Raw genomic sequence first — 12,474 nt, 5'->3', positions numbered from 1 at the left:
ATGTCATATTTAAAACATAAACTCTATGCGTCATTATTCAAATTATTCAGATTCACAAAAGTTAATGAGAAAAGAGTTTCTTTTATAATCGACTCCGGAGAGTCTTTTAAGGGTAATCTCAATTACATCAAGAAGGAATTTGAGAGAAGAGGAGATTACGAATTCCACTTTTTTTACAAGGACAAGCTGTCTTTTGGAAGCTTCAAGAAGCTGGCAAGCTCCAAGTTCATTTTTCTAAACGACAACTTCTTCCCCTTGGCATTTATGAATTTCAAGGAGGAAAGTGTCATTGTTCAGCTGTGGCATGCCCCTGGCGCATCCAAGAAATTCGGAGGGTCAGTCGACATTGAAAGCAGGGACATCCTGAGAAGGATTTCCCAAAACACAGACTATCTCGTTGTGACTTCTAAAAAGATTAAGAAGCATTACAGCGAGGCTTTTCAAATTCCCGAATCCAAAATTAAGGCTTTGGGCCTTCCCCGCATGGACTATTATTTTGAAAATCATGATTTAAACAAGTTAAAAGCCGATTTTTGTCAAAAGTATGGCGTTTCACAGGACAGGAAAATCATTCTTTACGCCCCGACTTTTCGTGATGAGGAAAAGTACAACAATGTCTTCGACTATCTTGATTTGGACAGGTTCAATGAGGCGCTGTCTGACGAGTACGTTCTGGCATTGAGGCTTCACCCGAAAATCAGGGACTTTTATCAGGATGACATTTCCTCAAAGGGAAAGTATGTTGATGTCAGCGGTTTTGAAAGCGAGCAGGAGCTCATGCTTATCAGCGACATTCTGATAACCGATTATTCCTCAATAATGATTGAGTATGGAGTTTTGAACAGGCCTATACTCTTCTTCACTTATGACCTGGACAGTTACCTTTCAAATGAACGTGGATTTTATTACGATTTCGAAACCACGGTTCCAGGACCTATAGTCAAGACATCCGATGAGCTGATAAGTGCCATAGCCAATGGCGAGTTTGACAAAAGCAAAATTTCCGACTTCATCATGACACAATTTGATGAAATTGACGGTCAATCATCTAAGCGAGTGGTAGATTATCTGTTAAAATAATGGTGGTAAAATGGATTTTTATAAGGTCAGTGTCATCGTTCCGGTTTTCAATGCCTCAAAGTATATAAGTAAAACATTAGATTCAATAATAAATCAGGATTTTGACAGCTATGAGATTATAGTGGTCGATGACGGATCAACCGACAATAGCCTGGAGATAATAAAAGAAACCCTGGAAAAGACAGAGATACCGCATAAGATTATCCATCAGGAAAATGCAGGAGTTAGCGTTGCAAGAAACGTTGGAATAGATGCGTCAACCGGGGATTATCTTGTTTTCATCGATGCGGATGACCATGTAACATCAAACCACCTATCAACGCTATACAATGGCGAAAGCGATTTCAGCCTGATATTGTATGTTAAGGAGGACGGCGACAGGCTGATTGATATGGACACCTACACCGAGGACGTCATATCAACATACGATTTCATCAAGAAGGAACTGAACATGGAGATAACCTTCAATTTCTTCCAGCTGATGTATAGGGCAAGTATAATCAAGGACAACGACATCAGATTCACGCCGGGCGTTGTTTATGGCGAGGACACTGAATTCGCCCACAAGGCATTGAGCAACGGCAAGGAGATAGTCATCAACAATGAGGTGACCTATTACTATGTCCAGCATTCAGATTCCGCAATCAAGTCCACGGAATATATGAGATTCGGAGTCATAGAAATCTTTGAGAACCTGGCCGACTTTTACAATAAAAATAATAAGGCAGAACTCGCCAATCTAATAATAACATCAAGAATCCCAAAGGCAATATTTGGAAACATGAATTTCTTTTTCCACAACGGATATGATTTTGACGAGGTCATGGCAAAAATGAAGGAACTTGACCTGTTAACAAAGCTGTCAAGATATCAGGGGGATTCCAAATTCAAGCTAAAGATAAGATTGTTCCTGTTAAACCCTAAGATGTATTACAGGACATGGATGAGATTAAAAAATTCAATTTGATTAACATGAAAGTTTCAGTCGTTACGCCAAACTACAATGGGGAAAGATTCCTCAAGACATTCTTCGAGTCATTGAACAACGATTCGGAATATATCGGAGAGGTTATAATAGTCGATAACGGATCAACTGACGGAAGTAAGGATTACATTAAAGGCAATAAGTTCAATTTCCCTGTAGTGCTGATTGAAAACACTGAAAACAGGGGTTTCTCACCTGCAGTCAATCAGGGAATAGAGAAAGCCAAATATGAGTACATTTTCTCACTTAACAATGACACCGAGATAAAGGAGGGCTCAATCAAGGCATTGCTCGACTTGGCGTCATCGGACGACAACATATTTTCAGTCCAGGCCAAGATGCTTCAATACGACAACAAGGAACTTATTGACGATGTCGGCGATGAATACAACCTGCTTGCCTGGACCAAGAAGGTGGGGGAAAACCACAACTCCAATGAGTATACTGAGCCTTGCGAAATATTTTCCGCATGTGCGGGGGCTGCAATGTACAAGAAATCCCTATTGAATGAGATAGGAATGTTTGACGATAACTTCTTTGCCTATATGGAGGACGTTGACCTTGCGATACGCTCAAGGATAAGCGGCCATGTCAACATGCTGTGTCCGGATGCAATAGTCTACCATATCGGATCTGCAACATCAGGAAGCAGATACAACGAGTTCAAGGTCCGCCTTGCGGCCAGAAACAATGTCTGGGTCGTATATAAGAACCTCCCGATACCGATGAAGATAGTTAACTTCATCTTCCTGTTTTTAGGGTTCCTCATCAAGTACATATTCTTTGTCAGGAAAGGCTTCGGCTCAACCTATCTTGCTGGATTGAAGGAAGGACTTTCAAGCAGAGGCGAGAAAATAGACAAGGTCAAGTTCAAAGCCGGCAATACAAAAAACTATTTTAAAATAGAATACAGATTAATAATCAATACAATCAAATTTTTAAAAAGATAATCAGTGAGTTTTATGGACCTTTCAGTAGTTATTGTAAATTATCAGACATTCGAATTAACCAAAAACACCGTTAATTCCATTCTGGAGTATGATTATCCGTTCACCTATGAGATTTACGTAGTGGACAATGCATCCAGCGACGATAGTTTGGCAAGGCTGCAGGATTATTTCGCAGACAAGGTCAAGTTCATAGCCTCAAAGGACAACAACGGTTTTGCGGCAGGAAACAATCAGGCATTGAGACAGGCAAGCGGCAAATATCAGCTATTGTTGAATTCAGACACAATCGTTTGGGAAAACACCCTTGAAAATATTTACGATTACATGGAAAGCCACACTGATGTGGGAGCCTGCGGCTGCAGGGTTCTTCTCGAAGACGGAGAGCTTGATAAGGCTTGCAAAAGGTCATTTCCAAATGTCAAAAACTCATTTTTCAGACTCTTCCACATTCCGACAAACAGCAAGGATGACAATTACAACCTGACAGACCTGCCGGATGACGAGGTCTATGAAATCGACTGCCTGACCGGTGCGTTCATGTTCATTAGAAAGGATGCATTGGATGAGATAGGGTTGCTTGACGAGACATTCTTCATGTACGGCGAGGACATCGACCTATGTTACCGCATCAAGCAGGCCGGCTGGAAGATAATCTATTATGGCAGCTCAAAAATCACCCACCTCAAGGGCGCCAGCAGTAAAAAGCAGAAATCCAAGCTGATTTATGAGTTTTACCGTGCAATGTACATATATTATAAAAAGCATCATGCGGGGGAATCCTCGTTCATCGTCAATTTCATTGTTTATTTGGGGATAGCTATTTTATGTCTTTTGAAACTTTTCCTGAACATGTTTAAAAAAAGTTAAATAATTTGTATAATAATACATAATAATATTAGAGACTAGTTTTTGGTAGTTATCATGATAAAGGAAAATCAGAAAGCATTGAATATACTTTTAGTTTTAATAGACGTCTTAGTCATAAGCGTCTCATTGGTCTGTTCCATATGGCTCAGATTTAAAACTACATTGTTCGGTCCGCTCGGCGGCCATTTGGGCTTTCAGAGTTACCTTTTATTCTTAACTTTCGCCGTAATTCCTGTTTATCTGATTCTATACTTTGCGTTTGGCTTGTATAAGCCTCGCAGAACATATAAGAATATATTTTCGGAAGCCACTCAAATCATAAAGGTAAATATCATAGCATTTTTCGCATTGGTCTCAATTCTTTTCATAATCAATCAGCCAGACTTTTCAAGGATAATGCTGTTCCTGCTTGCAATCATAGGAACATTCTTTGGAATAATCGAGAGGTTTATCATTAGAGGCATCCTCAAGAACTTAAGGGTGAACAATAAGAACCTGAAGCATATTCTCATCGTCGGAGACAATGAGCTGGCATTCTCTTTCGCACGCAAGATACGTGAAAATCCATATTTGGGTTTTGTTGTCAGCGGATTTTTGGGAAGGTCCGAACATGTTGGATTGGAAATGGAAGGAAGCAGGATTATCGGTTCCTTTAATGATTTGGATCATGTGCTTGAAAACAACAGATATGACAGGGTGGTTTTGGCCATTCCATTGAAATATTATTATAAGATTAATGAACTCGTGGAAAGCTGTGAAAAAGTCGGAATCAAGGCGGAAATCATTCCGGATTACATCAGGTACTTCCCGGCACAGCCGTCCGTAGACATGATTGAGGACATTCCGATAATCAATATCCGTTATGTTCCGTTGGACGATGATTTCAATAAGTTTTTAAAGTACCTGTCAGATTACATAATAGCAATCATAGCGATTATAATAACATCACCTATAATGATTATTACAGCTATTGCCATTAAGTTAACATCTCCCGGCCCTATCATCTTCAAGCAGGAGAGGATGGGTTACAACGGTAAGACATTCATGATGTATAAGTTCAGAAGCATGAAGGTTCAGGACCCTAATGAGGAAAAGTCAGAATGGACCACCAAGGATGACCCAAGAAAAACCAGGGTTGGAGACTTTATTAGAAAAACTAGCATCGATGAGTTGCCTCAATTCTTTAATGTTTTGAAAGGCGACATGAGTGTTGTCGGCCCTAGACCCGAAAGGCCGTTTTTCGTAGAGCAGTTCAAGGAAACAATTCCAAAATACATGGTCAAACACCAGGTAAAACCGGGTTTGACCGGTTGGGCGCAGATTCATGGCTGCCGTGGAGACACATCAATCAAAAAACGTATAGAATATGATATTGAGTACGTAGAAAACTGGCACATGGGTTTGGACTTGGCAATAATGATTAAAACTGCATTGAAGAAAAATCCGAATGCATATTAACATTTGTGCATTTACACGCCTGTGCATTTGGATAATATTTATATTAAAATTTTTTTATAAATTGTATTGGGATTACTTCTCAAATGCTCTCTCTAATACTTTATATACACTATGATTATAAAATTATAATTAACTTTTCTATGAGGGGTTTGGTATGCAAGAAAAAATATCACAAGAATATGAAAAAGTCAAAGATAAACTTTCTGAAGAAGAGTTCTTAGAAGAAATTGAAAGGATCAAAGCTGATAATGATGGAATAAATTTTATTGATGATTTTGGAGCCGCACAGATGGTTGTGCAAAACCATAACGGCGTCGATACATCCATTTTTGAGAAAGCTGATGAGACCAGTGAAACAAATCGAATGACTGATGTTTTACAAGAGAAATATGATAAGGTCAAAGATCTAATTTCAGAAGAGGAATTCTTCCAAAGAATTGAAAAATTCAGACAGCAAGAATCAGAAAATCCATTCATGACCGACGATAGCTTAGCAGACATGGTTGTCGGTGAATTGATCACAGAAGAACCGGAAGCTATAACCAATGAGGTAGAAGATGATGTCAAACTTATTAAGGACATTGAAAAAGGAAGCAGGGATACTACAATTTCCGGTAGAGTGATTTCAATTTCAAACCCAAGACAATTCAAAACACGCAAAGGTCAAAATGGAGAGGTCAGCAATGTACTGTTGAAGGACAACACAGGCGAAATAAGAGCCGTATTCTGGACTCAAAACATTAGACTTATTAAAACATTTTCCGAAGGGGACACCATACAGATTAAGGGTGTAGATATCAAGGAAGGATACACAGGTTTGGAAGCAAACTTAATGCCAAGATCAAGCGTCATCCACATTGATGACGACCCTGCAAGGTTCCCTGCCTATGAGGAAAATATTGTCAACATAACTGACATAGAACCGGATACAAAAGTCAACATCATTGCAAGAATCGTTAGAATTCCAACAATAAGGTCATATGAGAAAAATGGAAAAGAAGGAAAAGTTGCATCTCTTGAATTACAGGATGGTTCAGGACAAATCTCTTACACATTATGGAATAAAAACGTGGAGCTAATCAACGATTTGGGACTTGAAGATGGAGACACAGTTAAAATAATCCAAGCCCAAGCACGCAGCAGGCCGAACAGGGATGGAGAAGATGAAATATCATTAACCCACTGGGACGGAAGAATAATCAAAGGGGATTATGACGTCCCTGAATTCGTTCAGGAATTCTCACCAATCGGCGATTTGAGGGAACAGAAGGATGTCTCAATCATAGGTATCGTTTCAAAACTCCAGGACATTAAGCTGTTCCATAGAAAAACCGATAACTCCGAAGGAAAACTAAGGAACTTTGATGTCAGAGACACTACCGGTGACATAAGGGTTACAGTATGGGGAGATGACACCTCATTACCATTAAACAAAGGAGACATTGTCAAAATAATCGGTGGGGACGTACGCTTTGACGAATACACTGAAAGCCAATACTCCATGAACACCAATTTCAACACCCAAATCACTATCAATCCTCAAAACCTGTCAATCGAGGAATTGGATGAACTGGAAGCCTTAAGGGCAGACCTTCACCCAACCCCTATTGGAGAAATAGAGTTGATGGATGATGACGGCATTGAAATCGACATAATCGGAAGAATACTATCCCTTGAGGACATCAGGGAATTCCAAAGAGATGATGGAGAGGTTGGACAGGTCCGTTCCGCAATGTTTGCCGATGAATCAGGTAAGGTAAGACTGTCATTCTGGAATGAAAAGGCCCAAGGGGCATATGATGTCGGTGAGGCATACAGAATTGAAAACGCCAGAACCAGAATGGGAATGTATAATGTGGATTTAAATGTTGGAGGCACTGCAAGAATCATCAGATTATCCGAAGAGGAAGCATCCGCAATGTTCATCCCTAAATTGGAAACATTGGAAAAAGCTCTTTACGATAAAATCAGCATCGATGAGGTCGAAGAGGATGAAAGAGATAAGATCATCATCGGTAGAGTGATTGAAATATTCGAGCCACGTACATTTGAAAGAGACGATGGGGAAGGATTAGTCAGAAATATTGAAATTGCTGATGACACAGGCTCTGTAGTTGTTGTTCTCTGGAACGATGACGCCAAAAAAGAATTTGAACTGGGCCAAGCAATCAAGTTACAAAACCCTAACTTCAGATACAACGATAGAACAAATCGTGTAGAAGCCAACATATCAGGATCCACCACAATGTTGGAGCCAAGTGAAAGTGAACTGGAAAAATTACCTTCATTAGATGAATTGATGGAAATGATTTTCGTACCAAAAACCATTGAAGCATTGTATGAGGACGACACCAATGTTCACATTACCGCAAAGATTGATGAAGTGGGAGTGGATAGGCCATTACTTAGAAAATGTCCAAATTGTCGCGCAAGCGTTGAGGAAAGCGAAGATGATTATCACTGTGACAATTGTGGATATATCTTTGATGAACCTGATTACACATTCATGATTCCTACAAGAATTTCAGATGAAACTGGCGATATCCAAGCTACTTTCTTTGATAATTTAGCTGAAGAACTAAGTGGAATGACAAAAGAAGAGGTAATTTCAACTATTGAAGATGGATATGGAATTGAAGACAAACTTCAAGATTTAGTTGGACTCACAATTGAATTTATTGCAAACGTTAATTTCGATGAATATAATGAAACAAATAGGTTAAATCCTAAGAAATTTTTGAAAAAATACTACTAGATAAACGGAAGGAATGATTATTATGGTTGAATTAAGCGATTTACCAGGTGTTGGAGAAAAAACAGCAGAAAAATTAAAAGATGCAGGTTTTGCTGATATGATGAGATTAGCTACCGCTACTCCAAAAGAATTATCAGTCAAAGCTGAAATCGGTGAAGGCGTTGCTGAAAAGGTTATTGAAGCTGCACGTAGGGCAGAAAACATCACTTTTGAAACAGCGTTAGAAGTAGACGAAAGAAGAAAAGATGTAGGACACATCACTGTTGGAAGCCAAGAGTTCAATGACTTAATCGGTGGCGGAATCGAAACCCAATCCATCACTGAAGTATTCGGTGAATTCGGATCAGGTAAAAGTCAAATCTCTCATGAATTGGCCGTAACTGTCCAATTGCCTGAGGAACTCGGCGGTCTTGACGGCGAATGTGTATTTGTCGACACTGAAAACACTTTCCGTCCTGAAAGGATTAGACAAATCGCTGAAGGATTCGAATTGGACACCACTGAAGTGTTAAGCAGAATCCATGTTGCACGTGCATTCAACTCCGCTCACCAAATCCTCATGGTTGATAAGATCAATGAGCTTATCCAAAGCGGTGTCAATGTCAAATTGGTAATTGTCGATTCATTGATGGCTCACTTCAGGGCTGAATATGTCGGAAGGGAGTCCCTGGCCGTAAGGCAACAAAAGTTAAATCAGCATTTACACTCACTTCAACAAATTGCTAACACCTACAACGTTGCAATCTTTTTAACTAACCAGGTTCAGGCCAAACCTGATTCCTTCTTCGGAAGCCCTACCAAAGCTATCGGTGGACACGTTTTAGGTCACGCTTCCACTTACAGAATCTGGCTCAAGAAAGGTCTGGCAGGAAAAAGAATCGCACGTTTAGTGGATTCCCCTCATTTGCCTGAAGGTGAATGTGTATTTAAAATTACTAGCGAAGGTATCGTTAGCTAATTTTATTTTCTTTTTTTTCTTAACTTTTTTATACTTTTTTTATCTAATATTTACTCATGAATGAAATTGAAGTTACTATTTTATCAATCATCATAATGATTGGGCTTGGCTATTTCCTTAAAAGAATCGATTTTTTAAGTGAAAAGGACATTGACCCTTTCAATAGAATAGTAATGTACATTTTGATGCCGTGCATGATTTTTCACGCCATCTATTCCGCTGACCTGTCAATGCTTTCCAAGCTGGGCATTCTGCCTTTCATAATTCTGGCGTCATCCTTTGCAACAGGAATAGTTTCATATTTCATATTGAAACGTCTCAACCTGGATGACATCACACTGTGGAGCGTACTGGTCACCGTGATGATTGCGAACACAGCATTTATGGGCTATCCGGTCACTCTGGGAATTTTTGGACAGGAAGGTTTCCTGAGGGCGATTTTCTGTGACATGGCCACATTATGTATCTTTTTGATCCTTTCATTTGTCCTGATTTTGAAGTTCGGCGGAACGGCCAGAACCGCAGTTCGCAAAATCACACTTTTCCCGCCTTTGTGGGCGGTCGTCTTGGGCCTGGTCTTCAATTTCCTCAACATTCCAATCGGGGCGGTCATTGACAACACAGTCAATTATCTGGGACAGGGCGCCATTCCGTTAATCATGATTGCCTTGGGTTTGTCAATTGACTTTTCGGCATTGTCCAGGTCAAAATCCATGATCGCATTCACTTCAGTGATGAAACTGATGTTTTTTCCGTTGGTTGCATTTCTAATCGCTACAAAGATCGGTTTGGTTGACCTGCAGTATACAATATCAATCGTCGAGGCCGCAATGCCTTCCGGAATGATGTCACTCCTGCTTTCGATAACCTACAAGCTCGACTATGAGCTGACTTCAGACTGCATTTTGATCAACACTGTAATCTCTTTGATTACACTTCCGGTAATTATCATGATAATTTAATAAAAAATTGAAATTTTATCTTAACCTAAATTTATCGTTTTATCAAAAAAGGAAATTTATCCTTTATTTGAGCTAATAATTTATATTTAGCGTTAGTTTAGGATATAAACTCATTTTTAAAAGGCTTTTAACTCATCATATATAAGCTTTACTCCAAGTATTTTATAGAAATGTTTATAAGGGTGTATTGACTACATATGTATATCTAATACTATGTAAAATTTTACTAACTTGTTTTAAAAATTGCAATTTTTTATATATATTAGATATTTTTCACGACTTGTACAAGGTGAATTAATATGGCAGAAGAAAAAATAGATAATAACGAAGAATTAAGGATAGGTGTTTACGTCTGTCACTGTGGTGTAAACATTGGTGGAGTAGTCGACTGTCCTGAAGTAGCAGAATATGCAAAGACACTTCCTAACGTTGTCTACGCAACTGACTACAAATACATGTGTTCCGACCCTGGTCAAGCTATGATCCAAGAGGACATCAAAGAGAAAAACTTAAACAGAATTGTTGTAGCTGCATGTTCCCCACGTCTTCACGAACCTACTTTCCGTAGATGTGTAGAAGAAGCTGGATTAAACAAGTTCTTATTTGAATTTGCAAACTTAAGGGAACAAGACTCCTGGGTACACATGGACTTACCTGAAGAAGCAACCGCAAAAGCTAAAGACTTAACACGTATGGCTGTTGCAAAAGCTAGATTACTCGAACCTTTAGAAGCTACCAAAGTAGCAGTAAACAACACTGCATTAGTTATTGGTGGTGGAGTAGCTGGTATCCAAACTTCCCTCGACTTAGCTGACATGGGCTTCAAAACCTACGTTGTAGAAAGAAACCCAACCATCGGTGGACGTATGGGACAATTAGATAAAACATTCCCTACACTCGACTGTTCAATGTGTATTTTAGCACCTAAGATGGTAGACTGTCAGAAACACGAAAACATCGAATTGATTTCCTACGCAGAAGTAACCGAAGTAGACGGATACATCGGAAACTTCAACGTAAAAGTAGAGAAAAAACCAAGATATGTTGATGAAGCATTATGTACCGGATGTGGATCCTGTCAAGAAGCTTGTCCTATCGAAATCCCTAACTACTACGACGAAGGTGTCGGTATGGTAAAAGCTGCATTCATCCCATTCCCTCAAGCTGTACCATTATGTGCAACCATCGATAAGGACTACTGTATCGAATGTAACTTATGTGTACAAGCATGTGGACCAAATGCTATCGACCACAATCAACAACCTGAAATCATCGAGTTAGAAGTTGGTACTATTATCGCAGCTATCGGTTACGACCCATTCGACCCATCCGGAATTTACCAATACGGATACGGCCGTTACAGCAACGTAATTACCGCTATGGAAATTGAAAGGATGATTAACGCATCCGGTCCTACCGGTGGTCACGTAATCAAACCATCCGACGGTATTGAACCAGAACGTGTTGCATTCATCCACTGTGTCGGTTCCAGAGATGAACAAATCGGTAAACCATACTGTTCCAGAGTATGTTGTATGTACTCCATGAAAAACGCTCAATTATGTATCGACCACGAACCTGATACCAAAGTAACCTGTTACTACATGGATATCCGTTCCTTCGGTAAAGGATACGAAGAGTTCTACAAAACATCTCAAGAAAAATACGGTATTGAATTCATCAGAGGTAAACCAGCACAAATCTTCGAAAACGATGACTTAACCTTAACTATCAGAGCAGAAGACACTTTACTCGGTAAAGTAACTGAATACACTTACGACTTAGTTGTATTAAGCGTAGGTCTCGAACACTCCGCAGGATCTGACGAACTCAGACAAACCTTAGGTCTCTCCAGATCTGCAGACGGATTCTACATGGAAGCTCACCCAAAACTCAGACCTGTTGACACCTTAACTGACGGTGTATACATTGCTGGTGTAGCACAAGGTCCTAAAGATATTCCTGACTCCGTAGCACAAGGTTCAGCTGCAGCATCCAGAGCAGCTATCCCAATGGCAAAAGGAGAAGTAGAAATCGAACCTATTATTGCATCCAACGACGAAACCGTATGTGGTGCTTGTCAAGTATGTGTTGAATTATGTCCATTCGACGCTATTTCAATCGCTACCGGTGTAGGTGGAAAAGAATTTGCACAAATTAACTCCGCATTATGTAAAGGATGTGGAACTTGTGTAGGTGCATGTCCATCTGGTGCAATGAACCAACAACACTTCAAAACCGAGCAAATTATGGCACAAATCAGTGCTGCTCTTGAAGACTTAGGTAAATAGATTTAGAGATTAATTTCTCTATTTCTTTTTTTTCTTTTTTTGAGGCTGACTCATAATTTTTGTGTTTAAATTTTTTTTCTTATTTTATTATCCTTTAATTTTATATACTAGGAAGTACAATCTATTATTAGAGTTAATTAACTTTTTGGTTGTGTTTTTTATGGTTTT

9 protein-coding genes are annotated in these 12,474 nt (G+C 39.4%); all 9 read left to right on the top strand.

Annotated elements, in window-relative coordinates:
• The 9 genes from MBBTH_RS10395 to MBBTH_RS10355 all read left to right on the top strand — a co-directional run bounded on the left by MBBTH_RS10395 (window position 1) and on the right by MBBTH_RS10355 (window position 12,306).
• Window positions 1-1,080, top strand: a complete 1,080-nt coding sequence (locus MBBTH_RS10395) for a CDP-glycerol glycerophosphotransferase family protein (RefSeq protein ID WP_116592967.1) — start codon at window positions 1-3, stop codon at window positions 1,078-1,080.
• A gap of 10 nt (window positions 1,081-1,090) precedes the next feature.
• Window positions 1,091-2,047: a glycosyltransferase family 2 protein gene (locus tag MBBTH_RS10390; RefSeq protein WP_116592966.1), complete on the top strand. Its 957-nt coding sequence runs from the start codon at window positions 1,091-1,093 to the stop codon at window positions 2,045-2,047.
• Between the two features lie 5 nt (window positions 2,048-2,052).
• The gene (locus MBBTH_RS10385) at window positions 2,053-3,015 is read left to right on the top strand and encodes a glycosyltransferase (RefSeq protein WP_116592989.1); all 963 of its coding nucleotides are present in this window, start codon (window positions 2,053-2,055) and stop codon (window positions 3,013-3,015) included.
• 12 nt (window positions 3,016-3,027) lie between these two features.
• Complete coding sequence (locus MBBTH_RS10380) at window positions 3,028-3,882, top strand: glycosyltransferase family 2 protein (protein ID WP_116592965.1); 855 nt, start codon at window positions 3,028-3,030, stop codon at window positions 3,880-3,882.
• A 54-nt stretch (window positions 3,883-3,936) separates the two neighbouring features.
• Window positions 3,937-5,340, top strand: coding sequence for an undecaprenyl-phosphate glucose phosphotransferase (locus MBBTH_RS10375; RefSeq protein WP_116592964.1), 1,404 nt, complete (start codon window positions 3,937-3,939; stop codon window positions 5,338-5,340).
• A gap of 154 nt (window positions 5,341-5,494) precedes the next feature.
• Entirely contained in the window at window positions 5,495-8,095 is a 2,601-nt protein-coding gene (locus MBBTH_RS10370) for an OB-fold nucleic acid binding domain-containing protein (protein WP_243409822.1), read from the top strand.
• Between the two features lie 22 nt (window positions 8,096-8,117).
• Window positions 8,118-9,053, top strand: coding sequence for a DNA repair and recombination protein RadA (gene radA, locus MBBTH_RS10365; protein ID WP_116592963.1), 936 nt, complete (start codon window positions 8,118-8,120; stop codon window positions 9,051-9,053).
• Between the two features lie 56 nt (window positions 9,054-9,109).
• Entirely contained in the window at window positions 9,110-10,015 is a 906-nt protein-coding gene (locus tag MBBTH_RS10360) for an AEC family transporter (protein WP_116592962.1), read from the top strand.
• Between the two features lie 299 nt (window positions 10,016-10,314).
• Window positions 10,315-12,306, top strand: coding sequence for a CoB--CoM heterodisulfide reductase iron-sulfur subunit A family protein (locus tag MBBTH_RS10355; RefSeq protein ID WP_116592961.1), 1,992 nt, complete (start codon window positions 10,315-10,317; stop codon window positions 12,304-12,306).
• Window positions 12,307-12,474: the final 168 nt, after the last annotated feature.

The organism is Methanobrevibacter thaueri, assembly GCF_003111625.1.
GTDB lineage: Archaea > Methanobacteriota > Methanobacteria > Methanobacteriales > Methanobacteriaceae > Methanocatella > Methanocatella thaueri.
Note: the sequence above shows the minus strand (reverse complement) of the source record. Positions and strands in the feature narration are given on the sequence as shown.